The organism is Pseudomonas sp. LBUM1656 (assembly GCF_059716065.1).
Window position 1 is genome coordinate 627,210 of the sequence record NZ_CP166800.1, and the last position, 26,701, is coordinate 653,910.

General features: G+C 59.0%; 25 protein-coding genes. 14 read left to right on the top strand and 11 right to left on the bottom strand.

The annotated features are described in order from the left end of the window. The first annotated feature begins 26 nt into the window (after positions 1-26). The 6 genes from ACA072_RS02775 (at position 27) to ACA072_RS02800 (ending at position 5,421) form a co-directional block, all read left to right on the top strand. On the top strand, positions 27-941 hold the full coding sequence (locus ACA072_RS02775) for an ABC transporter permease subunit (protein WP_010464150.1): 915 nt from the start codon (positions 27-29) through the stop codon (positions 939-941). A gap of 3 nt (positions 942-944) precedes the next feature. After that, on the top strand, positions 945-2,228 hold the full coding sequence (livM, locus tag ACA072_RS02780) for a high-affinity branched-chain amino acid ABC transporter permease LivM (RefSeq protein ID WP_497622955.1): 1,284 nt from the start codon (positions 945-947) through the stop codon (positions 2,226-2,228). Beyond that, on the top strand, positions 2,225-3,100 hold the full coding sequence (locus ACA072_RS02785; RefSeq protein ID WP_109627727.1) for an ABC transporter ATP-binding protein: 876 nt from the start codon (positions 2,225-2,227) through the stop codon (positions 3,098-3,100). Before livM ends, ACA072_RS02785 begins: the two co-directional genes overlap by 4 nt. After that, positions 3,097-3,813: an ABC transporter ATP-binding protein gene (locus ACA072_RS02790; RefSeq protein WP_497622957.1), complete on the top strand. Its 717-nt coding sequence runs from the start codon at positions 3,097-3,099 to the stop codon at positions 3,811-3,813. Before ACA072_RS02785 ends, ACA072_RS02790 begins: the two co-directional genes overlap by 4 nt. A 295-nt stretch (positions 3,814-4,108) precedes the next feature. Continuing rightward, positions 4,109-4,543 carry a hypothetical protein gene (locus tag ACA072_RS02795; protein WP_497622958.1) on the top strand — a complete coding sequence of 145 codons (435 nt, stop codon included), beginning with the start codon at positions 4,109-4,111 and terminating at the stop codon, positions 4,541-4,543. Between the two features lie 110 nt (positions 4,544-4,653). After that, positions 4,654-5,421, top strand: a complete 768-nt coding sequence (locus ACA072_RS02800; RefSeq protein ID WP_497622959.1) for an SDR family oxidoreductase — start codon at positions 4,654-4,656, stop codon at positions 5,419-5,421. 107 nt (positions 5,422-5,528) lie between these two features. On the opposite strand, the gene ACA072_RS02805 is transcribed toward ACA072_RS02800, so the two are convergent. From ACA072_RS02805 to ACA072_RS02835, 7 genes are all read right to left on the bottom strand, one after another. After that, positions 5,529-6,656 carry an AGE family epimerase/isomerase gene (locus ACA072_RS02805; RefSeq protein ID WP_497622961.1) on the bottom strand — a complete coding sequence of 376 codons (1,128 nt, stop codon included), beginning with the start codon at positions 6,654-6,656 and terminating at the stop codon, positions 5,529-5,531. 207 nt (positions 6,657-6,863) lie between these two features. Continuing rightward, positions 6,864-7,436, bottom strand: a complete 573-nt coding sequence (locus ACA072_RS02810) for a HupE/UreJ family protein (protein ID WP_497622962.1) — start codon at positions 7,434-7,436, stop codon at positions 6,864-6,866. Between the two features lie 29 nt (positions 7,437-7,465). Further along, the gene (gene ureG / locus ACA072_RS02815; protein ID WP_109627732.1) at positions 7,466-8,080 is read right to left on the bottom strand and encodes an urease accessory protein UreG; all 615 of its coding nucleotides are present in this window, start codon (positions 8,078-8,080) and stop codon (positions 7,466-7,468) included. A gap of 23 nt (positions 8,081-8,103) precedes the next feature. Beyond that, the gene (locus ACA072_RS02820; RefSeq protein WP_497622964.1) at positions 8,104-8,778 is read right to left on the bottom strand and encodes an urease accessory protein UreF; all 675 of its coding nucleotides are present in this window, start codon (positions 8,776-8,778) and stop codon (positions 8,104-8,106) included. Then, the gene (gene ureE / locus ACA072_RS02825; protein WP_497622966.1) at positions 8,775-9,275 is read right to left on the bottom strand and encodes an urease accessory protein UreE; all 501 of its coding nucleotides are present in this window, start codon (positions 9,273-9,275) and stop codon (positions 8,775-8,777) included. Before ureE ends, ACA072_RS02820 begins: the two co-directional genes overlap by 4 nt. A 268-nt stretch (positions 9,276-9,543) precedes the next feature. Next, positions 9,544-10,176, bottom strand: coding sequence for a TetR family transcriptional regulator (locus tag ACA072_RS02830; protein ID WP_010464134.1), 633 nt, complete (start codon positions 10,174-10,176; stop codon positions 9,544-9,546). Between the two features lie 173 nt (positions 10,177-10,349). After that, the gene (locus ACA072_RS02835) at positions 10,350-10,820 is read right to left on the bottom strand and encodes a hypothetical protein (protein ID WP_497622967.1); all 471 of its coding nucleotides are present in this window, start codon (positions 10,818-10,820) and stop codon (positions 10,350-10,352) included. A gap of 386 nt (positions 10,821-11,206) precedes the next feature. On the opposite strand from ACA072_RS02835, the gene ACA072_RS02840 reads away from it, so the two are divergent. Further along, positions 11,207-13,282: an AsmA family protein gene (locus tag ACA072_RS02840; protein WP_497622969.1), complete on the top strand. Its 2,076-nt coding sequence runs from the start codon at positions 11,207-11,209 to the stop codon at positions 13,280-13,282. A 130-nt stretch (positions 13,283-13,412) separates the two neighbouring features. Here ACA072_RS02840 and ACA072_RS02845 read toward each other — a convergent pair whose 3' ends face one another. Then, entirely contained in the window at positions 13,413-13,943 is a 531-nt protein-coding gene (locus ACA072_RS02845) for a ferritin-like domain-containing protein (RefSeq protein WP_497622971.1), read from the bottom strand. Positions 13,944-14,058: 115 nt separating this feature from the next. Continuing rightward, entirely contained in the window at positions 14,059-14,961 is a 903-nt protein-coding gene (locus ACA072_RS02850) for a LysR substrate-binding domain-containing protein (RefSeq protein ID WP_497622973.1), read from the bottom strand. A 117-nt stretch (positions 14,962-15,078) separates the two neighbouring features. Here ACA072_RS02850 and ACA072_RS02855 point away from each other — a divergent pair, with 117 nt between their 5' ends. The 3 genes from ACA072_RS02855 (at position 15,079) to ACA072_RS02865 (ending at position 17,022) form a co-directional block, all read left to right on the top strand. Further along, a complete protein-coding gene (locus tag ACA072_RS02855; protein WP_497622975.1) occupies positions 15,079-15,717 on the top strand; it encodes an FMN-dependent NADH-azoreductase in 639 nt (212 codons plus the stop codon). Then, positions 15,718-16,023, top strand: a complete 306-nt coding sequence (locus tag ACA072_RS02860) for a DMT family transporter (protein ID WP_034149667.1) — start codon at positions 15,718-15,720, stop codon at positions 16,021-16,023. A gap of 108 nt (positions 16,024-16,131) precedes the next feature. Continuing rightward, on the top strand, positions 16,132-17,022 hold the full coding sequence (locus ACA072_RS02865) for an alpha/beta fold hydrolase (RefSeq protein WP_438659782.1): 891 nt from the start codon (positions 16,132-16,134) through the stop codon (positions 17,020-17,022). 97 nt (positions 17,023-17,119) lie between these two features. Here the strand turns inward: ACA072_RS02865 and ACA072_RS02870 are convergent, their stop codons facing one another. Beyond that, positions 17,120-18,007 carry a DMT family transporter gene (locus tag ACA072_RS02870; RefSeq protein WP_497622978.1) on the bottom strand — a complete coding sequence of 296 codons (888 nt, stop codon included), beginning with the start codon at positions 18,005-18,007 and terminating at the stop codon, positions 17,120-17,122. Positions 18,008-18,104: 97 nt separating this feature from the next. Between ACA072_RS02870 and ACA072_RS02875 the strand changes: the two genes are divergently transcribed. The 4 genes from ACA072_RS02875 (at position 18,105) to ACA072_RS02890 (ending at position 25,120) form a co-directional block, all read left to right on the top strand. Continuing rightward, the gene (locus ACA072_RS02875; RefSeq protein WP_497622980.1) at positions 18,105-18,887 is read left to right on the top strand and encodes an AraC family transcriptional regulator; all 783 of its coding nucleotides are present in this window, start codon (positions 18,105-18,107) and stop codon (positions 18,885-18,887) included. A 147-nt stretch (positions 18,888-19,034) separates the two neighbouring features. Next, entirely contained in the window at positions 19,035-23,453 is a 4,419-nt protein-coding gene (locus tag ACA072_RS02880) for a dermonecrotic toxin domain-containing protein (protein WP_497622982.1), read from the top strand. A gap of 98 nt (positions 23,454-23,551) precedes the next feature. Then, entirely contained in the window at positions 23,552-23,857 is a 306-nt protein-coding gene (locus ACA072_RS02885; protein ID WP_497622984.1) for a PsiF family protein, read from the top strand. Positions 23,858-24,106: 249 nt separating this feature from the next. Beyond that, positions 24,107-25,120, top strand: a complete 1,014-nt coding sequence (locus tag ACA072_RS02890; RefSeq protein ID WP_497622986.1) for an AI-2E family transporter — start codon at positions 24,107-24,109, stop codon at positions 25,118-25,120. A gap of 142 nt (positions 25,121-25,262) precedes the next feature. Here the strand turns inward: ACA072_RS02890 and ACA072_RS02895 are convergent, their stop codons facing one another. Then, positions 25,263-26,537 (bottom strand): Hsp70 family protein, encoded by a 1,275-nt coding sequence (locus ACA072_RS02895; protein WP_497622988.1) that lies wholly within the window; start codon positions 26,535-26,537, stop codon positions 25,263-25,265. Between the last annotated feature and the right edge of the window lie 164 nt (positions 26,538-26,701).

Genomic DNA, 26,701 nt, shown 5'->3' on the forward strand with positions numbered 1-26,701 from the left:
GTCTCTCAAATGCGTGAGATTGCGTTATGGATGGTATTTTCCTGCAGCAACTGGTCAACGGTCTGACCCTCGGGTCGGTCTATGGCCTGATCGCCATCGGCTACACAATGGTCTATGGCATCATCGGCATGATCAACTTCGCCCACGGCGAGGTTTACATGATTTCCGCTTACCTCGCGGCAATCAGTCTGGCTCTGCTGGCATACTTCGGTATTGAATCCTTCCCGCTACTGATGCTCGGCACCTTGATCTTCACCATCGTGGTTACGGCGGTGTATGGCTGGGTCATTGAGCGCGTCGCCTACAAGCCTCTGCGTAACTCCACTCGACTGGCACCGCTGATCAGCGCCATCGGGATTTCGCTGATCCTGCAGAACTATGCCCAGATCGCCCAAGGCGCGAAGCAACAAGGCGTTCCGACCTTGCTGACGGGAGCCTGGCGCGTCGAAATCGGCACTGGTTTCGTGCAGTTGACCTACACCAAGGTCTTCATCCTGATTGCCGCATTTGCCGGCATGGCCCTGCTGACCTACATCATCAAGTACACCAAGCTCGGCCGCATGTGCCGCGCTACCCAGCAAGACCGCAAGATGGCCTCGATCCTGGGCATCAACACCGACCGCGTGATTTCCTACGTGTTCATCATCGGTGCAGCGATGGCGGCCCTGGCCGGCGTGCTGATCACCATGAACTACGGCACGTTCGACTTCTATGCCGGCTTCATCATCGGCATCAAGGCGTTTACCGCAGCGGTACTCGGCGGCATCGGCTCGCTGCCTGGCGCGATGCTCGGCGGGATCATTCTCGGGATCTCCGAGTCGCTGTTCTCCGGTTTGGTCAACTCGGACTACAAAGACGTTTTCAGCTTCTCGCTGCTCGTTCTCGTTCTGGTCTTTCGGCCCCAAGGCCTGCTCGGCCGTCCTCTTGTGTCGAAGGTGTAAGCGATGTCTTCAACCACTAAAAAAACCATTGATCTCAAAAGAAGCCTGGTTGACGCGATTCTTGCCGGCCTTGTCGCCCTGATTGTGTTCGGCCCGATTGTCGGCGTGGTCCTCGACGGCTACGGCTTCAATATGGAAACGACCCGGGTGGCGTGGATTGTCGCCATCGTCATGGCTGGCCGGTTTGCCCTGAGCCTGTTCCTGCAAACACCCAAGGGCCTGAAGATTCTTGAAGGCTTTGAAAGCACCGGCTCCGGGGTTCATGTACTGCCGCCTGATTACAAGTCCCGGTTGCGCTGGATCATCCCGCTGTTGATCCTCGTTGCCGTAGTCTTCCCGTTTTTCTCCAACTCCTATCTGCTGGGCGTGGTGATCCTCGGGCTGATCTACGTATTGCTGGGCCTGGGCCTGAATATCGTGGTCGGCCTCGCCGGTCTGCTCGACCTGGGTTACGTGGCGTTCTACGCCATCGGTGCCTACGGCCTGGCGCTGGGTTATCAATACCTCGGGCTGGGTTTCTGGACGGTGCTGCCGTTGGCGGCAATCGTCGCTGGCCTGGCCGGCTGCATCCTCGGTTTTCCGGTGTTGCGGCTGCACGGTGATTACCTGGCGATCGTGACCTTGGGTTTCGGTGAAATCATTCGCCTGGTCCTCAACAACTGGCTGTCCCTGACCGGCGGTCCGAATGGCATGGCGGCTCCGTTGCCGACTTTCTTCGGCCTCGAGTTTGGCAAGCGCGCGAAGGAGGGCGGTGTCCCGTTCCATGAGTTCTTCGGCATCGCCTATAACCCGGACGTGAAGTATTACTTCATTTACGCGGTGTTGTTCCTGGTGGTGCTGGCCGTGCTGTACATCAAGCATCGTCTGGTCAAGATGCCGGTCGGCCGCGCCTGGGAAGCCCTGCGTGAAGACGAAATCGCCTGCCGCTCCATGGGTTTGAACCACGTACTGGTCAAGCTCTCGGCGTTCACCATTGGTGCCTCGACGGCCGGCCTGGCCGGGGTGTTCTTTGCCACCTATCAAGGCTTCGTCAACCCGACCTCGTTTACCTTCTTTGAATCGGCCCTGATCCTCGCCATCGTGGTACTCGGCGGCATGGGCTCGACCATCGGCGTGGTGATTGCAGCCTTCGTGCTGACCGTTGCCCCGGAACTGCTGCGCGGCTTTGCGGAATATCGCGTGTTGCTGTTCGGCGTGTTGATGGTGTTGATGATGATCTGGCGACCGCGCGGCCTGATTCGGATCAGCCGTACCGGTGTGACCCCGCGTAAAGGAGTAGCGCCATGAGCGAAGTCGTACTCTCGGTCGAGAAGCTGATGATGCACTTCGGCGGCATCAAGGCGTTGAGCGATGTCAGCCTCAAGGTGCATCGCAACTCGATCTTCGCCCTGATCGGACCCAACGGCGCCGGCAAGACCACCGTGTTCAACTGCCTGACCGGGTTCTACAAGGCCTCCGGCGGCAAGATCGAACTCAATACCCGCGGCGAGCGCACCGATGTCATCCAGCTGCTGGGTGAATCGTTCAAAGCCACGGATTTCGTTTCACCGAAAAGCTTCATCACCCGGATGCGCTACAAGATGTTCGGCGGCACCCACCTGGTGAACCGTGCCGGGCTGGCGCGTACGTTCCAGAACATTCGCCTGTTCAAGGAAATGTCGGTGCTGGAAAACCTGCTGGTGGCCCAGCACATGTGGGTCAATCGCAACATGTTGGCCGGCATCCTCAACACCAAGGGCTACCGCAAGGCCGAAAGCGATGCGCTGGACCACGCCTTCTACTGGCTGGAAGTCGTGGACCTGGTGGATTGCGCCAACCGTCTGGCGGGTGAACTGTCCTACGGCCAGCAACGCCGTCTGGAAATCGCCCGTGCCATGTGCACACGGCCGCAGATCATCTGCCTCGACGAACCGGCTGCCGGCCTCAACCCTCAGGAAACCGAAGCGCTGAGCGCGATGATCCGTCTGCTGCGCGACGAGCACGATCTGACCGTGGTGCTGATCGAACATGACATGGGCATGGTAATGAGCATTTCCGACCACATCGTGGTGCTGGACCACGGCATCGTCATCGCCGAGGGCGGACCTGAAGCGATTCGCAACGACCCGAAAGTGATTGCGGCCTACCTGGGCGCTGATGAAGAGGAAGTGGTGCTATGAGCCAACCCATCCTCGAACTCAAGGATCTGGATGTGTTTTACGGGCCGATCCAGGCCCTGAAAAAAGTCTCGCTGCATATCGAAGAAGGCGAAACCGTCAGCCTGATCGGCTCCAACGGCGCCGGTAAATCGACCTTGCTGATGTCGATCTTCGGCCAGCCGCGGGCGGCTGGCGGGCAGATTATCTATCAAGGCGTGGACATCACACACAAATCGTCGCACTACATTGCGTCCAATGGCATTGCTCAGTCGCCTGAGGGCCGGCGGGTGTTCCCCGACATGACCGTCGAGGAAAACCTGCTGATGGGCACCATTCCTATCGGTGACAAGTACGCTTCCGAAGACATGCAGCGCATGTTCGAGCTGTTTCCGCGACTCAAGGAACGCCGTAACCAGCGCGCCATGACCATGTCCGGCGGCGAGCAACAAATGCTCGCCATCGCACGTGCGTTGATGAGTCGGCCCAAGCTGTTGTTGCTCGATGAACCGAGCCTGGGGCTTGCGCCGATCGTGGTGAAACAGATCTTCGCGACCCTGCGGGAACTGGCGAGTACCGGCATGACCATCTTCCTGGTCGAGCAGAACGCCAACCACGCGCTGAAGCTGTCGGACCGGGCGTACGTGATGGTCAACGGTGAGATCCGCATCACCGGCACCGGCAAGGAGTTGCTGGTCAACGAGGAGGTGCGTAACGCTTATCTCGGCGGGCACTGACACGCCGCCGAAATATCCACAGCCCTGACGAGCAATCGCCGGGGCTTTTTTACACCTCCAATACACCAAAATTCCCTGTGCGAGCGGGCTTGCTCGCGAAAGCGGTGTGTCAGTCACGTTGATGCTGGATATTCCACCGCTTTCGCGAGCAAGCCCGCTCCCATAGGGGTAGCTGTGTGCTTTTTGGAAATTGTGGAAAACAATATTCACAAGCTCTCAAAGCGCGACATAAAGCCGCTGCAAATAGTTGTTTTGTCTCGCTTTTGACTTGTCCCCGTTTGCTGTGGAGCTGGCTGTGAATAACGTGGGAGTAGCTGTCTGCGAGCCTTTAAATCCGTGGCTTGCAGCGATGTGGTTGTTTTTTGATCAGGCGTTTTTGCTGGACCCGGAGTCGGCTTTGTCAACCTTTTTGTTGGCAGCTAAAGTGGCGCGAAATGTGCTGGGCCTGCCTGTGGATAAGTCTGTGGTTAAACTCTGGAAAGACTCGGCTGAGGGCCGTAGTTACTGGCTTGGCGCCATCGTCGGTTTGATCTTCCCATCGTGCAAAATGCCATGGGCTACACAGCTCGCACCTGAGGGTCAAGCGAAAAACTTTGTAATCTGCCCGCAAAGCCTTGTGGATAGCGGCTCCCAGCTTTTCCACTTGCCCCCGGAAATTGTGGACCCGCCTGTGGATAACGTGCGCGTACATAGCTGCAGGCCACGCCAGGCAAGGCGTTGCCATGATTGATTACTTTTCATACAAAAATACGATGGTTGCCCGTGGGAGCGGGGCCGGGCATGCTGCCAGCTGATTTTCTATTCCAATGGCTGACCGTCAGCCGAAGCAAGGAGAACACGATGTCCAACACCCTGTTTATTACCGGCGCGACTTCCGGTTTTGGTGAAGCCTGTGCCCGTCGTTTTGCCGATGCCGGCTGGAAACTGGTGCTGACAGGCCGTCGTGAAGAACGCCTCAACGCCCTGTGCGCCGAGTTGTCGAAACAGACCGAGGTCCATGGCCTGGTGCTCGACGTGCGTGATCGCAAGGCCATGGAGGAGGCGATCGCCAATCTGCCGCCGTCCTTTGCCAAGCTGCGCGGGCTGATCAACAACGCTGGCCTGGCACTGGGCGCTGACCCGGCGCCGAAGTGCGATCTCGACGATTGGGACACCATGGTCGACACCAACATCAAAGGCCTGATGTACGCCACACGCCTGCTGTTGCCACGCCTGATCGCCCACGGTCGCGGTGCCGGTATCGTCAACCTCGGCTCCGTCGCCGGCAACTATCCGTACCCGGGTAGCCATGTCTATGGTGGGACCAAGGCATTCGTTGGACAGTTCTCGCTGAACCTGCGCTGCGACCTGCAAGGCACTGGCGTGCGCGTCAGCAATATTGAACCGGGCCTGTGCGAGAGCGAGTTCTCGCTGGTGCGTTTCGCGGGTGACCAGGAACGCTACAATGCGACCTACGCCGGTGCCGAGCCGATTCAGCCGCAGGACATCGCCGAGACCATTTTCTGGGTGCTCAATGCGCCGGCGCACATCAACATCAACAGCCTGGAACTGATGCCGGTGAGCCAGACGTGGGCCGGGTTTGCGATTGAGCGTCATAACAAGGCTTAAGACCGCGTAACGGCCATCGCGGGCAAGCCACGCTCCCACAGGTCAGCGTGATCCTTTTGGGAGCGGCGGTGCGGCGATCCGACTTGCCCGCGATAGCTATCTGTCAGTCAGCGAAGATAATCGACCAACCCGCGATAGCAGGTCGCCAAGTGATAAGGCGTCGTCGAAGGCATGTCCTTGCGGCTGACTTCGCCCTGCTCATCTCGACACTCATACCAACCTCCCACATGCAGAAAGCGCTGCTGTAACGCCTGCAACTGGCGTTGCACCGAGGCTTCGCTGTCCGGACGCAAGGTCAGGGCGCGCAGGTATTCAGCCTGGGCCCAGATGCGTTGGGTGGCATCTTTCGCCGAGCCATTCAGATCAAGCATCGCCGTCACTGCACCGGTTTGCGGATCAACGCCCAGTTCTTCGGTAAGCACAAACGCACGCTCCAGCGAAGCATGCAGCTGAGTGCCGCGAAGCAACGGCGATGACTCCAGCAGGAAATACCACTCAAATTGATGCCCCGGTTCAAACCAGTTATCCACAGCACCCAGCGGTTTCTCCATCAACACGCTGTGTTGCGGGTCGATAAAACGCTTCTGCATGGCTGTGCATAAATCGACCAGCGCACGCTGCACGGCAATGTCTTCGCGCACCGACAGGGTTGCGAGAAAGGCTTCGGCCAGGTGCATCAGGGGATTTTGCAGGGGGCCGGAGTTGAGCGAGGACCAGTCACGATTGAGGCTGGCTTCATACAGGCCGTCGCCCGTGGCGAAGCGCCGCGCCAGCACTTCCAGCGTGGCATTGAGCACCGATTCCACCAGCGGTTCGCGAACCTTGTCCCAGTAATGGGCGCACGCGAACAGGATGAAGGCATGGGTGTAGAGGTCTTTGCGCTGATCCAGCGGCGCACCTTGCGGGTCGATGCTGTAGAACCAGCCGCCGTGTTCGGCGTCGTGGAAATGCTGTTGCAAGGAACGAAACAGCGCCGCAGCGCGCTCCTCGGCGGCCGGCACCTGGCCGATCAGGCTGGAAAACAGATACAGCTGCCGCGCGCAGGCCATCGCCCGGTAGCGCTGGGGTGGCAACGGCAAATGCCCGGCGTCCAGCGCTTCATACGGCAACGCCATCTCGGCATTCCAGCCGGGGTCTTGCCAGAGCGGCACGATCACGTCCTGGAAATGCTGTTGCACCGAGGCGAACAGAGCGGTCAATTCAGGCTGGGAGGCGGAGCGGGAAACAGGCGGCATTGGCTGGCGTCGTCACGGCAGGGTTGATTGCGCGACATGTTAGCAGGCCTGAGAGATGCGGTGTCTGTCACGCCGCCTTCGCGAGCAAGCCCGCTCCCACAGGGAGCGGTGGCGTATCCAGGATTACAGACACACCATCAATCCCTGTGGGAGCGGGCTTGCTCCGGGCGGCGTTCCGACGAAGAGGCCATCACAGGCAATAAAAGATTAACCTGCGAGCAACCACACACCAGTCGCCGCCGAAGCCGCTCCCGCCAATCGAACCAACGGCGCCGCTGCTTGCGGCAACACGCGCACTACGCCATAACCCACTGCATGCAACGCCGCCGTCGCCGCCACAAAACCTGCGGCATACGCCCAAGGGCTCGACATGTCCGGCAATTCCAGCCCATGCGCCACCCCATGGAACAGCGCAAACAAAGCAGTCGCCCCCACCGCCACGCTCAACGGCGGACGCACCGCCAACGCAACCGCCAGACCCAACGCCAGCACCGAAGCCGCAATCCCGCTTTCCAGTGCCGGCAGGTTCAGCCCTTCAAACCCCAGCAACCCGCCAATCAACATGGTGCCAACGAATGTGCACGGCAGCGCCCAGCGCGCGGCGCCTTTCTGCTGCGCTGCCCACAGACCGACTGCAACCATCGCCAGCAAGTGATCAAGGCCGCCAATCGGGTGGCTAATGCCGGCGAGCAAACCGTTATCGCCATGTCCCGGGTGGGCGAAGGCGATGGCCGGGGTCAGCAGCAGGGCCATGGCGCCCAGGATGCGTTGAAGTGTCATGGATAAGCTTCCTTGTTGATAAGTCTTGATCAGGCTGCGGTTAGCAGTCCCTGGCGTTCGATGAAGGCGATGATTGCTTCCAGGCCCAAACCGGTTTTCTGATTGCTGAAGACAAACGGCTTGCCGTTGCGCATGCGTTGGGTGTCGCTGTCCATCATCTCCAGCGACGCGCCCACCAGAGGCGCGAGGTCGACCTTGTTGATCACCAGCAAGTCGGATTTGCAGATCCCCGGTCCACCCTTGCGCGGCAGCTTGTCGCCGGCCGAGACGTCGATCACGTAGATGGTCAGGTCGGACAGTTCCGGGCTGAAGGTCGCCGAGAGGTTATCGCCGCCGGACTCCACCAGAATCAGATCCAGGCCCGGAAAGCGGCGGTTCAGTTGATCCACCGCTTCGAGATTGATCGAGGCGTCTTCGCGGATTGCCGTGTGCGGGCAGCCGCCGGTTTCCACGCCGATGATGCGCTCAGGCGCCAGGGCTTCGTTACGCACCAGGAAATCGGCGTCTTCGCGGGTGTAGATGTCGTTGGTGACGACGGCCAGGTTGTAGCGGTCGCGCAGGGCCAGGCAAAGCGCCAGCGTCAGGGCGGTTTTGCCGGAGCCGACCGGGCCGCCAATGCCGACGCGCAGGGGTTGTGTGTTCATGTGGTTCTCCAAATTAAAAGGCCCTAGGAACGGAACAGACGGCTGTATTGGCGCTCATGGGCCATGCACGCCAGGGACAGGCCGAACGCGGCGCTGCCGTAGTGTTCGGGATTGATTCGGGTGGCGTCTTGCTGGGCTTGTTGCAGCAGCGGCAGCAGTTCGCTGGTCAGGCGCTGCGCGGCTTGCTGGCCGAGCGGCAGGGTTTTCATCAACACCGCCAATTGATTTTCCAGCCAGCTCCAGAGCCACGCCGCCAGCGCATCTTGCGGGCTGATCGTCCAGGCGCGAGCGGCCAGCGCCCAGCCGAGGGCCAGGTGCGGTTCGGGGCGCTGTTCGAGAAAGGCGCGGGCCGGCGCATCGAGCTCCGGCAAGCCATTGAGCAGTTGCTGCAACGAATAGCCCATCTGCCGGCTCTCCTGATGCAGCTCGCGGGTTTCCCGGCTGGCGCGGTGTTCTTCGCAGCGTTGCAGCAACTCTGCCCAGTTTTCTTCGGCTGCGGCCACGCAATGGGCGAGCAGCAGCGGCGCTTCGAAACGTGCGAGGTTCAGCAGCAGTTGATCGCTGATCCAGCGTCGCGCGCTGTCTGCATCCTTCACCCGGCCGTTATCCACGGCCATTTCCAGGCCTTGCGAATAGCTGTAGCCGCCGATCGGCAGTTGTGGGCTGGCCAGGCGCAGCAGCGCCCAGGCCGGGTTCATAACCGGACGCCGAACTGGTGCAGTTTCGGCGGGTAGTTGAAGTCCTCGTCGCCGTGGCGGGAATGGTGATGGCCGCCGCCATACGCACCGTGCTCCGGCTGGAACGGGGCTTCGATGTTTTCGACTCGGGCATCCAGCTGTTCGAGCATGGCCTTGAGCACGTAATCGTCGAGCAGGCGCAGCCAGCCATCGCCGACTTGCAGGGCGACATGGCGGTTGCCCAAGTGATAGGCGGCGCGGGTCAGTTCGAAGGCGTTGGCGCAGGTGACGTGCAGCAATAGCTCGGGGCGGGCGCAGACACGAACGATGCGCCCGTCTTCGGCTTGCAGGCATTCACCGTCATACAGCGGCGGCTGACCGCGCTCCAAAAACAACCCGACGTCTTCGCCTTCGGCACTGAAACAGCGCAAACGGCTTTTGCTCCGGGCTTCGAAGGTCAAGAGCAACTCGGCGGCCCAGACGGGTTGAGGGTCGATTCTGCGATGAATCACCAGCATCGGAAGGCTTCCAGCAATGGACAATGCTCAGGCTAGAGCAAGGGCCTTGCCAATCGGGCGATACGTAGGAAATACCTGTCGGAGCGCAGTGGGTGATTCGGGATGTTGCAGGATTTTGAACTGGAATGGTGCGGGGATTTTTCGGTGGCACCAAATTGATGCTTTACATGCTTTTTGTGGGAGCGGGCTTGCTCGCGAAGACGGTGTGTCAGCCAATACATGTGTTTCTGACACACCGCCTTCGCGAGCAAGCCCGCTCCCACAAGGGTTATTCGGTGCTTCCGAGGCCTTGCCAGTGCTTGAGGCCGATGAAGATAAAGCGCAGTTGCTGGGTGATTTTCGCCTGTGGCGTCAGATGCTCGGGCAACGCCTCCGCTGGCGGATCAATAATGTCCGGCAAGGTCGCAAACACGCTTTTGACAATCAGATCAGCCATGACGCTCAAACCGGCGATGTCCAGATGCTGCAGTTTAGGCATCAGGGACAAGTCGGCTGCCAGGTCCGAGCTGATGTCTTCACGCAGGCGGCCAATGGCCTGACGCACCGGCAGCGATCCGCCGTACTGTTCGCGAGCCAGGAACAGAAACTGTGAACGATTGGCCGAGACCACGTCGAGAAAGATCCGTACCGAAGCGTCGATGATGCCGCCCATGACGAACTCGTTATGGCGCACCAGGCGAATGGTTTCGCGAAAGGTCTGGCCAACTTCGCTGACCAGTACCAGGCCCAGCTCATCCATATCGGCGAAATGCCGGTAGAAACCGGTGGGCACGATGCCGGCGGTTTTCGCCACTTCGCGCAGGCTCAGGCTGCCGAATCCTCGGCCACATTCCATCAGGTGACGGGCAGCGTCCATCAGGGCGTTGCGGGTTTGTTGTTTCTGTTCGGCGCGGGGCAGCATCGCAAGGTTGTTTTTCTGGACAGGGACAGCGGCGCACTCTAGCAAATCGGCTTCGCTGGCGTCGAACGACTATCGGGGGATCAAGCGGGGATGTGCAGCTTTAAAGCGGTCAAACCCTATAAAGTCAAAAGCCCAATCCGGGGATTGGGCTTTTTTTCAGGGCCGCCATGGGCTCAGCTCACAGCGCTGTTGCGTTCGATTACACGGTCACCACCACCTTCGGCCAGGGTTTGACCTTGTGGAGTGCGGTCGGAACCGTCAGCAGCCAGGGTTTGGCCTTGTGGGGTGCGATCGGAACCACCTTCAGCCAGGGTTTGGCCTTGTGGAGTGCGATCAGAACCGTCAGCAGCCAGGGTTTGACCTTGTGGAGTGCGGTCGGAACCGTCAGCGGCGAGGGTTTGACCTTGTGGAGTACGGTCCGAGCCATCCTGGGTGATCAAGCCTTTTTCTTTCAGGCGATCATTACCACCTTCGGCAAGGGTCTGGCCCTGTGGAGTGCGGTCGGAACCATCGGCAGCGACGGTTTGGCTGAACACCGAGCGGCTGTCTTTGACTTGCGGAGTGGCTTGGTCAGCAGCTGGCAGGGCAAATGCGGTGCTGGCCAGCAGTGAAAGGGAAAGGCTAAGCAGTAATTGGCGTTTCATGATGGGTTGCTCCTTGGGGGGGCGATAAAGTGGGTACGAGGGCAATGCTACTCTCGATAAGTCGATATAAAAGTTCATAAACGCAATGGTAATAATCAACGGAATTGATTGTTCTGCCGCGGCGCTCTAGAACGGGCGTTTCCGGCGATCGTTTTTGCCCTGAGGTGGGTATTTTCGACCCACTCGTGCCGCACAAAAGTGCGGAGGCGGTAACGCCGGATTCGGGGGCAGTCTGTCCCCGGCCGATTATTTGAGGATTAATCGGCGATTTGGTTAAACCTGCAGGCGGTTTTTCAGTCGTAGATTCCATGGCAGGCCGGTTCTGGCCTAACGTTTCACACGTGCGTCGCAGTCAGGGCGCTCAGTCGTATCAGGAGCCCTGTGCAATGACGCGCACTCGTAAAATTGTTACCTGGACCTTCGCCTGCCTGATTGTCGTGCTGGCGGTATTGGTCCTGATCATCGTGTTCTTCGATTGGAACCGGATCAAACCGTCCCTTAATGCCAAAGTCTCCGAAGAGCTGCATCGTCCGTTCGCCATCGATGGCAACCTCGCGGTGGTCTGGCAGCGCGAGCCTGACGAAGGCGGTTGGCGGGCCTGGGTGCCTTGGCCGCATGTGGTGGCTGAAGACCTGAGCCTGGGCAACCCGGACTGGTCGAAGAAGCCGCAGATGGTCACCCTCAAACGCGTCGAACTGCGCATCTCACCCTTGGCATTGCTGACGCAGCGGGTGGTCATTCCGCGCATTGACCTGACTGAACCCAATGCTGACCTGCAGCGGCTGGCCGATGGCCGCGCCAACTGGACGTTTAAATTCGACCCCAAAGACCCGAATGCCGAACCTTCCAGCTGGGTGGTGGACATCGGCGCCATCGGCTTCGATAAGGGCCACGTCACCCTCGACGACCAGAACCTCAAGACTCAGCTCGATGTCCTGATCGATCCGCTGGGCAAACCCATTCCATTCAGCGATATCGTCGGCGACAAAGCCGCAAAAACCGTGCAGGAGAAAGGCGCAGCGCCACAGGATTACGCGTTCGCGCTGAAGGTCAAAGGCCAATACCACGATCAGAAGCTCGCGGGCGAAGGCAAGATCGGCGGGTTGCTGGCGTTGCAGGACGCGGCCAGGCCGTTTCCGCTTCAGGCGAACGTAAAGATCGCCGACACCAGCGTCGAACTGGCCGGCACGCTGACCGATCCGCTGAACCTTGGCGCCCTGGACTTGCGCCTGAAACTGGCCGGCACCAGCTTGGGCAATCTCTATGCGCTGACCGGTGTGACGCTACCGGATACACCGCCGTACGCGACCGATGGGCATTTGATCGCCAAGCTGCATGAGCCGGGCGGCGCGGTGTTCCGCTATGAAGCGTTCAACGGCAAGATCGGCGAGAGCGACATCCATGGCAGCCTGGCCTATGTCGCCAGCCAGCCGCGGCCGAAGCTCAGTGGGTCGCTGGTTTCCAATCAACTGCTGTTCGCCGACCTGGCGCCGCTGATCGGCGCTGATTCCAACGCCAAGCAAAAGGCCCGGGGTGGCGAAAGCAAGCAGCCAACGGACAAGGTGTTGCCGGTCGAGGAGTTCAAGACCGAGCGTTGGCGCGACATGGACGCTGATGTCGAATTCACCGGCAAGCGCATCGTCCACAGCGAAAAACTGCCGTTCAAGGATCTCTACACGCATCTGGTGCTGACCGACGGTGTTCTGAGTCTCGAACCCCTGCGTTTCGGCGTGGCGGGCGGCACCCTGGATGCGCAGATTCGCCTCAATGGCCGCACCGAACCCCTGGAAGGCCGGGCCAAACTCACTGCGCGCAAGTTCAAGCTCAAACAACTGTTCCCGACCTTTGAACCGATGAAAACCAGTTTCGGCGAGCTCAATGGCGATGCCGACATCACCGGCCGCGGCAACTCGGTGGCCAAGCTGTTGGGCGGCGCCAATGGCAACCTGAAGATGCTGATCAACGACGGCGCCATCAGTCGCGAGTTGATGGAACTGGCGGGGCTCAACGTCGGCAACTATGTGGTGGGCAAGATCTTTGGCGACAAGGAAGTGAAGATCAATTGCGCGGCGGCCGACTTCGACATCAAGACCGGTTTAGCCACCACTCGCCTGTTTGTCTTCGATACCGAGAACGCGATCATCTACATCGATGGCACGGCGAATATGGCGACGGAGCAACTGGACCTGACGATTACCCCGGAGTCCAAAGGCTGGCGATTGATTTCGTTGCGGTCGCCGCTGTATGTGCGGGGCAAGTTCATCAAGCCGGATGCGGGTGTAAAGGCGGTGCCGCTGATTTTGCGTGGTGCGGGGATGGTTGCGTTGGGGCTGATTGCGGCGCCGGCGGCGGGGTTGCTGGCGTTGGTGGCACCGAGTGGCGGTGAGCCGAATCAGTGTGCGCCGTTGCTGGAGCAGATGAAGGCGGGCAAGGCGCCGGTGACCGTTAAACCCACCAGGTAAATGTGCGGCGTCTGTGAAAACGCCATCGCGGGCAAGCCCGCTCCCACAGGTTTTGGGGGTGATCACAGATGTTGTGTTCACCCTCACTCCTGTGGGAGCGGGCTTGCCCGCGATAGCAATCTGACAGGCGCTACAGATCTTTCAGGATATCGGCCATGTCATCCGCATGCTCTTCTTCCTGAGCCAGAATGTCTTCAAAGATGCGTCGGGTTGTCGGGTCTTTTTCGCCAATGTACTGAATGATCTCGCGGTAGCTGTCGATGGCGATCCGCTCGGCGACCAAGTCTTCGTAGACCATTTCCTTGAGGCTGTTACCCGCGACATATTGCGCGTGGGAGTTTTTCGACAGCAGGTCAGGGTTGAACTCCGGCTCACCGCCCAGTTGCACGATCCGCTCGGCCAGTCGGTCGGCGTGCTCGGCTTCCTGTTTCGCGTGTTCGAGGAATTCATCGGCTGCGACGTTGGCTTTCAAGCCGCTGGCCATGAAGTAGTGGCGCTTGTAGCGCAACACGCAGACCAGTTCGGTGGCCAGCGATTCGTTGAGCAGGCGCAGCACTTCCTCAATATCGGCGCTATAGCTTTCGGTCACCGCGCCGTTCTCGACGTTCTTGCGGGCGCGTTCGCGAAGGGTGGTTACGTCAGACAAATGCATGTCACTCATCTCGTTCTCCTGGAGGCTAATCCGGTTTGCGTCACCTTCTGGGGAAGTGATCGCTACTTAAAGTGTGAGTGACGGGCATTGCGAAAAGTTTGATGTAATTTGGCCGTCGAAACGATCACGCCAACGCATGACCGGAGAGCAACGCCTCCTCGCGCAGCCACGCAAAAAACGCCCGAACCGGCGGATGTCGCTCGCGCCCTGGCACGCAAAGCGCGCTGTAGCCGGCGCCATCGACCTGAACTTCACCCCGGTAAGCCACCAGCAAACCGCTGGCCACGCTTTCCGACACCAGAATGTTGCTCGCCAGCACCAGGCCTTGGCCGGCGATTGCCGCCTGCAGGGCGTAATGCTCTTCGTCGTATTCACGGACCGCCGGTTGACCCGTCAGCCAGGTCTCGCCGGACTGCGCGCACCAGGCCGCCCAGCCATGGGCATACAGTTTGGAGTTGTGCCAGCGCACGCTAATCAGCGCAGGCGGCCGGTCAGTTGCCAGGGCTACCTGTTCGGGCGAGCCATAGACGCCGAACGATTCGTCGAACAGGCACAGCCCATAAAGGTTCGGGTAGTCACCCAAGCTGTAGCGCACCACCAGATCGACGCTGGCGTCCTGATGCAAATCGATCACTTCGCAATGGGTGTCCAGGCGCAGGCTGATGTTCGGATGGCGGGCGTAAAAACGGCCCAGTCGCGGCACCAGCCACAGCGCGGCGAAAGCGGCCGTGGTGGAAATCGTCAGGCTTGCGCCGCTGCGTTGCGGGCGCAAGGTGTCGACGCTTTGCGCCACTTCCAGCAAGGCGCCATGCAGGCTGTGGAACAGCCGTTCGCCGCAGTCGGTCAGGCGTACTTGCCGTGGCAGGCGCTCGAACAGCGGCACGCCGAGCCAACTCTCCAGCGAGCGGATCTGATGGGACACCGCCGTCGGCGTCACAGAGAGTTCTTCGGCGGCAGCCTTGAAACTCAGCAGGCGCGAGGCGGATTCGAAAGCGCGCAGGGCGGTCAGCGGCAACGAGGCAAACATTCAATAACTCCATGGATGAAACAAATTCATCCAGACTGATTTCTGCTCATTTGAAGAAGGGCGCTTGCAAGCTTCAATCTGCAGGCCACAAGCAGTTTAGCCCTTGAGGAGATTCAGATGAGTAAGATTCTTGCTATTCATGCCAGCCCACGCGGCGAACGTTCCCACTCCCGGCGTCTGGCTGAGGTGTTTCTTTCAGCCTGGCAGGCGCGTAACCCTCAGTCGCAGCTGACCCGCCGCGAAGTCGGTCGGGCGCTGATTCCGCCGGTTAACGAAGCCTTTGTGGCGGCAGCGTTTTACCCAGAGCCCAATGCGCGTCCGTTATCGATGCAGGCCGACCTGGCGTTCAGCGATGAATTGGTCGGCGAATTGCTCGACCACGATCTGCTGGTGATTTCCACGCCGATGCACAACTTCAGCGTCCCCAGCGGCCTCAAGGCCTGGATCGATCAGATAGTGCGGCTCGGGCTCACGTTCAATCACACCCTGGACAACGGCGTGGCCCAGTACGAACCGCTGGTCCAGGGCAAAAAAGCCCTGATTGTCACCAGTCGCGGCGGCTTCGGTTTCGGGCCGGGCGGTGAGCTGGAGGCCATGAACCACGCCGATCCGTTGCTGCGCACCGCGCTGGGGTTCATCGGCATCACCGACATCACCGTGGTGGCCGCCGAAGGCGAAGAGTCTGCCGCACGAACCTTCGAGATTTCGGCGGCCGAGGCTGAACAGCAACTGCTCACGCTGGCCCGGGAGTTCTAGATGGCCTGGCTGTTTCTGCTGATCGCCGCCGGGTTTGAAGTCACCTTCGCCATGGGCATGAAATACGCCGAAGGCTTCACCCGGCTTTGGCCGTCGCTGATCACCGTGGTGGCGGCCGTCGGCGGGATTTACTTCCTGACCCTGGCCATGCGCGAGTTGCCGGTGAGCATCGCCTACCCGATATGGACCGCCATCGGTTCACTGGGCACGGTGTTTCTCGGCTTTGCGTTGCTGGGCGAAAGCCTGACAGCGGTCAAACTGGTGTCGGTGGGGCTGATTGTGGCGGGCGTGGTGGGGCTGAAGTAGGGTGGATGTCATAGACTGGTCGTCGAGTTGTCATCTTGGGTGACGATGCTTGGCTGACGTCTTGCATCGCGCCTTGCTTCATCTCATCGATCACAAGGATGTTCGCCCATGTCGCAAGGTTCCGCTACGCGTTACCCGTTGGTGCTGGTCCCGGGAATGCTCGGGTTTATCCGTCTGGTGCTGTATCCGTACTGGTACGGGATCATTTCGGCGTTGCGCCGGGGCGGGGCGACGGTGTTTGCGGTGCAGGTCTCGCCGCTCAATTCCAGCGAGGTGCGCGGCGAGCAGTTGCTGGCGCGGATCGAGGAGATTCTGCGGGAAACCGGGGCCGAGAAGGTCAACCTGATCGGCCACAGCCAAGGCTCACTCACGGCCCGTTACGCAGCCGCCAAACGCCCGGATCGCGTGGCGTCCGTCACTTCAGTCGCAGGGCCCAATCATGGTTCGGAGCTGGCGGATTATCTGGAAAAACACTACCCGGCCGACACCGCCAAAGGTCGGCTGCTGGCGGTATTGCTGCGGTTCATTGGCGCGTTGATGAGCCTGTTGGAAACCGGGTATCGCGGGCCGAAACTACCGGTGGATATCCACGCTTCCCATGAGTCCCTGACGAGTGCAGGCGTGGCGGCGTTCAATCAGCGTTATCCACAGGGCCTGCCTGAAACCTGGGGTGGGCACGGGCCGGAAGAGGTCAACGGCGTGCGCTATTACTCCTGGTCCGGGACCTTGCAGCCGGGCAAGACGGATCGCGGCGGTAACCTGTTCGACGGGACGAATCGCAGCTGCCGCTTGTTTGCCAGAACGTTTGTGCGCGAAACCGGGCATTGCGACGGGATGGTCGGGCGTTACAGCTCGCACCTTGGGACGGTGATTGGCGATGAATATCCGATGGATCACTTCGACATCGTCAATCAGTCGCTGGGGCTGGTGGGGAAGGGGGCTGATCCGGTGCGGTTGTTTGTCGAGCATGCGGCCCGGTTAAAGGCCGCCGGGGTTTAACCTTCTGAACGAGTCATCGTTCTTCGCGAGCAAGCCCGCTCCCACAGGAGAATGCATTCCAACAGGTGGGAGCGGGCTTGCTCGCGAAGGCGTCGGGTCAGGCAGCGGCAATCTTGCGGCTCAACACGGTAGTCCACCGCTCCGAAAGCACCACCCCGCCCAACGTCAACATCCCACCCATCAGGTGATACAGCGCCAGTTGTTCATGCAACACCAGCGCCGCAATCAATGCGGTAATCAACGGCAGCAAATTGAAAAACAGCGTGGTCCGGCTCGGTCCCAGGCGCACCACGGCCTGCATCCACGCCAGCGGCGCGACCATCGAAGCCAGCAGGCAGGCGTAAAGCACCAGCGGAACGTTTTGCAAGGTCGGCCCCACCTTCGGTGAAGCGACAAACAGCGGAAACAGCACCACCACTGCCACCAGCACCTGCAAATACAACAACACGAGCGGCGGCAAGCGCAGCTGCCATTTCTTCAGCAGGGTGCTGTAAATCGCATAGGCCAGCGTGGCGATCAACATCATCGCGTCACCCAGGTTCACGCCATGCTCAAGCAGCGCGCCCAGGCTGCCGGACGACACCACCACCAAAACCCCGGCGAACGACAACACTGCGCCGGCCAGTGCGCCCGCAGTCAAGCGCTGGCCGAGGCTGACAATCGCCATGGCCAGCGACATCAATGGCATCAGCGACAGAATGATCCCCATGTTGGTGGCCGTCGTCAGCGTCGCGGCGAAGTACGCCAGGCTCTGATAGACCGCCATGCCGAGCACGCCAAGGATGAAAATCTTGCCCAGGTTCGGGCGAATCAGCGACCAATGGGCAATCACCGGTTTGAGCATGAACGGTGTAAACAGAATCCCGGCCAGCAGCCAGCGGTAGAAACCAATCTCGGCGGGGAAGATCGCCCCGGCTGACATCTTGGTGATCACGGTATTGCCGGCCCAAATGAAAATGGCCAGCAGGGGATAAGCGTATTGCATCAGAAAAACCATCAACGTTAGTAAGGAGCGATTATCCGCCTGTCTGGATGCAAGCCTATACTTCAATCCAGACAACCTGCCCCTGATGACGGACAGCATGAACAGCAAACACATCGACCTGCTCGACTTCGCAGAACTGCCGGCCCCGGTGTATTTCCGCTACGCCGACTTCAACACCCACGAATACGCCTCGGCTCACCGTCACCCGTGGGGCACCCTCGAGTATTCGGCCAACGGTGTGTTGCACATGGAAATCGGCAGCAGTCGCTTCATGTCGCCGCCGCGATACGCCGTGTGGGTACCGCCCGAGACCGAGCACAGTTTCTACAGCAATCAACCGATCAATTATCGCGCGGTCTGCCTGGCACCGACGTTGTGCCGCGCGTTGCCGCAACAAGCCTGCACCCTGGCGATCAGCGACATTCTCAAGGCGATCCTCAAGGACTTCGCCGCCCGTGACGTGAAAATTCCCGAGCAGGACGCCGACCAGCGTCTGGCGCAAGTGCTGGTGGATCAACTGCAACAGGCGCCCGTCCACGAGTGTTATTTGCCATACGCCAGCAGTTCGGGATTGCTCGGGATACTGGAGGCCCTGCAAGCCGAGCCTGGGGACAACCGGCCATTGGCGCACTGGGCCGAGCAGATCCATGTCAGTGAACGGACATTGGCCCGGCAATTTATCCGCGAACTGGGCATGAGTTTCGGTGAATGGCGGCAACGCTTGCGCTTCCTCGCCGCGATCGAAGCGCTGGACAGCCAGCGCAGCATTCAGAACATTGCCTTCGACATGGGTTACAGCACGGGCTCGGCATTTATCGCGATGTTTCAACGCCAGGCTGGATGTACGCCAGAGCAGTATCGGCGGCAACGCGTGATGTAAGTTTATTTGTAAGAACAGTTTTAGAGTTTGTAGTGGAGACGTTTCTTACAGACTAATCGGAAATGCACTTCATTTGGTCGCAGGATTAACGTTGTACGCTGGTTGCATAAGCTGTTCCTGTTCAACTTACTTATGCAGAGTGTAAATGTGGCCACTGTCATTCCGATCCGTGAAGTGCTGATATCCGCAGTGCAAGAAAAAAGCGTTCACCACGATTTTATAAAAAGCGCTATTCCAGAGTGGATCAACCAGGCTTCGCTGCACAGAATAAGTGCATTAAAAGGCGCCATTGCCCCACTTCCGGAATGGGCTAAGACAGCCTCGCCGATTGAGTATGGGCTTTTCAAAAGTGCCATCGAGGAAAGTTGGCGCGCGCAAAATGATGTCGACCACATACTGCGCGAAGCGCAAGATGTGTACGCCTTTGCCGAGCCTCTGCTCCGTCAGGCGCTGAAGAATCAATATGGCGTTGATGTCGATGTAAAAGAAACTTTTTTGCAGTTGTTTTCTCCAGTTCACTTATCTCCTTGGGCGATGAATTTCAATAGCGGGGTGGTCTCCCGTGTTGTATCGCTGCTTGATGCGGCATTGCATAATTTTTCCGAGAAAGAAGTATTAACGTCCGATTCGCAGTTCATTACCCGACCCGATAAATCGAACCGATTCGAAATAACCGATGTCCGCAACAAAATGAGTATTGAACAGTTCAAGGTGCTATGTCGCAGCCTGGACATCGGCGCCCGATATAAGGCCTATCTTGAGAACTATGTGCGTCCTGTCGATGGGGTGGCGCGTGGCATGTTGCAACGCAAAGTTACCAGAAGCCAAAAAGCTGCTCTGAATGCAGCCCTGTATCTGGCCAAGCTGAAAAAAGATATCTCGGATGATGGCTTTCTGGCGATAAAAGGTCTGCTAAAGGATTCCAAAGAGTCGACGATGGATGGTCTTCCTGTTCGTTACTATCAGCTGAAAATGCTTGATGTTCAGTTGAGAGGGATCGTGCTGATAGCGCCTGATCTTTATCTTCACGACGCCGCTGCCCGGCGAGTCATTGCCTATGTACCGCACGATCCGGAACATCCGCTGAAAGAGTACGCTTCAAAGGCCGAGTTCGCCCGCGAGCTCACTCGCCAGTTACGTGACACCGCAAAGGACCCAGCTGATTCCGCAACGAGCTATCAGCAGTTCTTCAGCCGCTTTGTCGACCATCAGAAACGAGGACACTTCTTTGCGGCGCTCAACGCTGCACTGGTGGAAATAACCCAGCACGACAAAGTCCCGGGTGTCGATCAGCCGGTATGGCGCGAAACGCCCGTGGAGAATCCGCGCCTGCAATTCGACCACATTCGATTCGAGAACGACATCGATACACGCTTTATTGGCGACCCTTGGTTATATCTCTATCAGCAACAGCAAAACAAAATCCTCAACGATGCCCGGGAGATGGTCATCTCGACGCAAGATGCCGATCGCATGGAACGCTGGGCGTGGTTCGACAATCTGGAAAAAATGCTTTCCGATATCTTCAATGCCGCGTTGATGGTGGTGGGGCCGTTCATACCCTTTGTGGGTGAGGTAATGATGGGTTACATGGTTTATCAGTTGGTCAGCGAGGTCATCGAAGGCATCGTGGATCTGGCTGAAGGTCTTTATCTGGAAGGGGCCGAGCACATCATTGGTTTCTTCGAAAGCGTGATCCAGTTAGTGGCATTCGCCGGCGGCATGAAAATCGGCAGCGAGGTTGTACTGCCCATACTTTCATCGTTCATCGAGTCGACAAAACCGGTCACCCTCCCCAACGGCGCCAAACGCCTGTGGAGCCAGGACCTCGAACCCTACGAGAAACAAAACCTGATCCTGGCTGCAGATTCAAAGCCTGATGAAAACTGGCTGCACCAGCATGAGGGCAAGCCGATTCTCAAACTGGACACCAAACACTTCGAACTCACGAAAGATCGGCAGACCGGCAAACACAGGGTTAAACATCCGACCCGTCTCGACGCCTATCAACCCGTGGTGGACAGCAACGGCGAAGGTGCATTTAAGATTGAAGGCGAGCAGCCTCACACATGGGATGACACGACTTTGATGGCGCGACTCTCTCCGGACATGGACGAACTGGCCGAGTCCTACGGGGACATCCGGGCGGTCAGCCAGACCGACGCCAACGCGATCCGCCGGATGTATGCCGACAATGAACGGCCCCTGCCTTTACTCAGCGATACCGTGACCCGGTTCCGCATCGACCGCGACATTCAGACCTTCATCGAGCAACTGGGCAGCGAACAGGTGCGCGACTATTCAAGTGCCGATCCCGACATGCAGTTTCAGCTGCTCGACGGTGTGTGGCCCGGCACGGCGATTGAACTGGCAAACGCCAGTGGCGAAGTACTTCGAGTCATTGGTCGCGCGGGCGGGCGACGTGTCCGGATAAACAGCAATCGTCTGACCGACGTCGATCTGGTCAAGATGCTGTTATCGCACCTTGATGACGCGCAGCTGAAAACCTTGTTGACTGTCGAGTTTGGCATCGAACTGAGCACGCCCGAACTGAACGCCAAGAATCTTCGGGCAGAATTGACGAAACTGGCCAAGAGCAAGCGCACATCGTTGTTCGAAGCGCGTTATCGTCGTATCGATGCCGCCACCCTAGGCAACGCAAAAACGATCCAGGCCAAAGTTCCGGGCCTTCCTGGCACTGTCGCCCGTGAGTTGCTGTCAATCGCCACACCTTCGGAAGTCCAGGCGATTGAGCGCGGTCAGTTACCCAAGAGGCTGGAAAACCTCGCGAGCTGGGGCCTTCGAGACGTGCGGATCAGTCGCGCTTATGAGGGTTTTTACCTGGACTCGGTCGAGAGTTCCGATATGGACAGACTGGCGCTGCACTCGCTTGAGAATCTTCGCGGCTGGAATCCCGATGTACGCATTGAAGTCCGGCGGTTCGAGTACGGTGGTCGCCTGCTCGACAGCATCGGCAAGAGCGACGCAGGGATTCAGCGCACACTCGTCGAGCTTCAGGATTCGACGTTCGTCGCTTATGACGAAGAGGGTAACGGCCTGCATTCGGGCATGGATTTGTTTTCCTCTATGTTGCAGGCATTGCCGGATGCCGAGCGCGACGCGCTGAACATCCATATCGGCCAAGGGCCAAAACTGAAGCTGGCCCTGCGGGAAAACGCATTGAAGCCCTATCAGCTGCTGAAGGTGCTGGACGATCTCCCGGTCCTGGACCGCGTCACTTACGATCCTCGATTCATGCGCCTGCGCGGCGGTGCGCCGAACGCTGGCAGCGAGCGTGCAGACTTGGAAGGAATCGGCAGCCAGTACAGCGATCTGGTCAAGTTAGCGTTCCATCCTTCTGTTTCAGAGTTCAAGCAATTCGATTATCTGCGTGGCCTGAGACTGATGCATGAGAGCTTTGCGCAGGATTACTTCTACGATCTGTTGGATGCACTGGACGCCGCCAATGCTACCGGCGAGGCCGGGCCCGGTCAGGAAATTATTCAAAGCATTGAAGCTTTGCCTGATTTGCAGAAGCTGATGCTGCCTGAGCAGTTTGACTTATTAACCGGACGACTGTTTACGGAAGAAGGCGTGGTGCCGCTCACGGAGTCAGAACGAAAACTCGGCATGAATGCGCGGAATCTGGAACAGACCGGACGCGCAATTGAATACCAGGCGCTGTTACGCTCAGTCCGGGATAACGCGGTAACGTTAAGTCCGGAGTTGGCCGATATCAGTAGTTATGGAGAGTTGTTGTCCCGGCCCGTAGCCACGACCGAAGAGCCGATTCAGGTTTCGGCTCAAACCATGGCCAACTTGAAAATGGCACAGGAAGCGATCTATCGAGCCAAGGAACTCCTGCCGTTGTCGGGTAATCAGTTGCCGAGCATGTGGGAAAAGGGCGGTTCGGCAATCGCGAAAATAAAAGGTCTCCGAGGGCTGGATCTGGAGGACGGCGGGTTCACCGCAAAACTGACCACTGCCGAAGCCGCTCGCAAAGCCATCGAAATCAAGGGTGGCACCTGCTCTGAGAACTCGAAGGTAACGTTTTCGATCCTCGCCAACCAAACCCGGACGTCCAGCATTCATATCGTCAAAGTCTCCGATTTTGATCATCAATATGTGGTGATTGGTGATGATTTGAACAATCTCAATGGACTGGTCGTTGCTGACTCCTGGCCGGAATTTCCCGCTGCGCACCTGGCCAGCAATGGCTACTTCCAGTTTGACAGATCGCCTTTGATGACACTGCCACCCGGACCAGCCGTGACCGATTACAGCTTTATCAGTGAAGTACCGCCAGGCCCGGCGGCATTGCCTGCGGTTTCCGAGGCGAACACGTACCGGCAGATAAAAATCGACAAGCTGTATAAGAAGGAGGCAGCGGCATACGCGCAATGGACGTCGTTGGGTGAGACTGGCCAAACATACGCTGTCGAGGGCGGCACGCCGGTTTCGTTCGAGCGGATGCCCGCATCGGTCATTGAAAACCGGATTGATGCATACGATCGATACCGGGAGGCGTTCAAGGATCTCCTGGACGAGGAGGCGGATACCGATTGAGGGCAATCTGATGCGTCGGTGGATGAAGGTGTAACAGGGGTTGTCTACACTCCAGAATGAGGCCGCACCCCTCGGTGCGGCAACAAGGAGAAAACTCCATGAAGATGTTGCGTGTCCCTTTGTTGATGATCGGTTTGATGCTTTGCGCCCAGGGCTTCGCCGCCACTGAGCAACAGAACAAGATGACCACCTGCAACGCTGACGCTACTGCGAAAAGCCTCAAGGGCGACGAGCGCAAAGCCTTCATGAGTACCTGTCTCAAAGCGGCACCGGCCGCCAATGACGGCAAGACCCTGACCCCTCAGCAAGAGAAGATGAAAACCTGCAACGCCACCGCTGCCACCCAGGCGCTGAAGGGCGATGCGCGTAAAGCCTTCATGAGTGATTGCCTGAAGAAAAAATAGACATTTGTTTGGGGGTGGATACTTGCAGTGACCGGGCTGGCCTCATCGCGGGCAAGTCCGCTCCCACAGGTTTCGATGTTGAACTAAGAATGTGCAGGCCCCAGATATCCCTTTGGGAGCGGGCTTGCCCGCAATGAGGCCGGAAAGGACAAGAAAAGTCCCACTAAGGTCGACCTACACAATCCCTAGTGCTGGCCTCCGAACGCTGGCAGACTGCCAATCCTTTTACGCCGTTCGTTTTGAGGCTGTATGCCAACGTTTTCTCAACGCCAAGTTTTGCTGCTGATCAGTTGGGTCATCATCTTTGGTGGTTTGCTGCTGGTGATCCCGTTGCGATTGCTGCCCAGCCTGCTGGCCGGGTTGCTGGTGTTCGAACTGGTCAACATGCTCACCCCGCAATTGCAGCGGTTGATCGAAGGCCGGCGCGCGCGCTGGCTGGCGGTGGCGTTGTTGGGAACGTTAGTGGTCAGCGTGTTGACGCTGATCTTTGCCGGAGCCATCAGTTTTCTGCTGCACGAGGCGGAAAACCCCGGAGCGTCCCTCGACAAATTCATGCTCGTGGTTGACCGCGCGCGCGGGCAACTGCCGCCGTTCATCGACGCCTATCTGCCCGCCAGTGCCGCCGAATTTCGCGTGGCGATTGGCGAGTGGATGAGCAAGCACCTCAGCGACTTGCAACTGGTGGGCAAGGACGCGGCGCACATGTTTGTGACGCTGCTGATCGGCATGGTGCTGGGGGCGATCATTGCCTTGCAGCGCGTGCCGGACTTGACCAAGCGCAAGCCATTGGCCGCCGCGCTGTTCGACCGCTTGCACCTGCTGGTCCAGGCGTTTCGCAACATCGTGTTCGCCCAGATCAAGATTTCCCTGCTCAACACCTTCTTCACCGGGATTTTCCTGGCGGTGGTCCTGCCGATGTTCGGCATCAAGCTGCCGCTGACCAAAACCCTGATCGTGCTGACGTTCCTGCTAGGGCTGCTGCCGGTGATCGGCAACCTGATATCGAACACCCTGATCACCATCGTCGGCCTGTCGCTGTCGATCTGGGTGGCCGTGGCGGCGCTGGGTTACCTGATTGTTATCCACAAGCTCGAATACTTCCTCAACGCGCGCATTGTCGGCGGGCAGATCAGTGCCAAGTCGTGGGAGTTGCTGCTGGCAATGCTGGTGTTCGAGGCCGCGTTCGGCCTGCCGGGGGTGGTGGCGGGGCCGATTTATTACGCGTACCTGAAGAGCGAGTTGAAGCAGGTGGGGATGGTTTGATTCGGTAGATGTGTATTGCCTGATCTGACGCCTTCGCGGGCAGCCACGCTCCCACAGGTTCTGTGTCGTTCGCCGAAAATAGTTGCGACACAAAACTTGTGGGAGCGTGGCTTGCCCGCGAAGGGCGCAACTCGGTCTCAGATCAATCCATTGTGCCGTAACGCTTCATCGCCTCGATCGCCAACCCGCTGCCGATGCTGCCAAAGATGTTCCCTTCCACATGCCGCGCATTCGGCAACATCGCCGACACGCTGTTGCGCAGTGCAGGAATCCCGCTCGAACCACCAGTGAAGAACACCGTGTCGACCTGATCGACTCGCACGTTGGCATCGTCCAGCAATTGCGTGACGCTGTTGCGTACGCGCTCCAGCAAATTGTCGATCGCCGATTCGAACAGCGCCCGGCTCAGCTCCACGCTCAAGCCCGGCTCGATGCGGTCCAGCGGCACGTGGCGGCTGTCGGCGTGGGTCAGCTGGATCTTGGTTTCTTCCACTTCCATGGCCAGCCAGTGACCGGCGCGCTGGTCGATCAGCTTGAACAGGCGGTCGATGCCGCCCGTGTCTTCGATGTCGTAACGCATGCTGCCCAGCGCCAGGGTCGACTTCTGCGAGTACACCGAGTTGATGGTGTGCCAGGTCGCCAGGTTCATGTGGTGACTGGTCGGCATGTAGGCGCCGCTCTTCATGCGGCTGCCGTAGCCGAACAGCGGCATCAGGCCTTGCAGGCTCAGCTGCTTGTCGAAATCGGTCCCGCCGATGTGCACGCCGCCGGTGGCGAGGATGTCATCGTGACGGTTGTCGTGGGCGCGGCGCTCCGGGGAAAGGCGCACCAGCGAGAAGTCGGACGTACCACCGCCGATGTCGACGATCAGCACCAGCTCTTCTTTTTCGATGGTCGACTCGTAGTCGAATGCCGCCGCAATCGGTTCGTACTGGAACGACACATCCTTGAAGCCAATGGCGCGCGCCACGTCCACCAGGGTGTTCTCGGCTTCCTGGTCGGCCATTTCATCGTCGTCGACGAAGAACACTGGACGACCCAGCACCACTTCATCGAACTCCCGACCGGCGGCAGTCTCGGCGCGCTTCTTCAGCTGGCCGATGAACAAGCCGAGCAGGTCCTTGAACGGCATCGCCGTGCCGAGGACGCTGGTGTCGTGCTTGATCAGCTTGGAACCCAGCAGGCTCTTGAGCGAGCGCATCAGCCGGCCTTCATAGCCTTCCAGGTACTCGTGCAGCGCCAGCCGGCCGTACACCGGGCGGCGTTCTTCCATGTTGAAGAAGACCACCGAGGGCAGGGTGATCTTGTCGTCCTCCAGCGCGATCAGCGTTTCCATGCCGGGGCGCAGCCAGCCGACGGTGGAGTTGGACGTGCCGAAGTCGATACCACAGGCACGGGCTGGAGATGCGTTTTTCATGTCTTTCGAGTTCCGGTTAAAAAACGGCCGCGCAGTGTATGTCAGTGCGGCGAATATTCGAAGGCCGACTATCCGCTAAATCTCGGTGATTGGCGCCTTGTAAAGATGGCGAGATGCCCCAAACTTGTCTGCATTGCACCTGGCAGCCCCGGGACGGTCGAAAG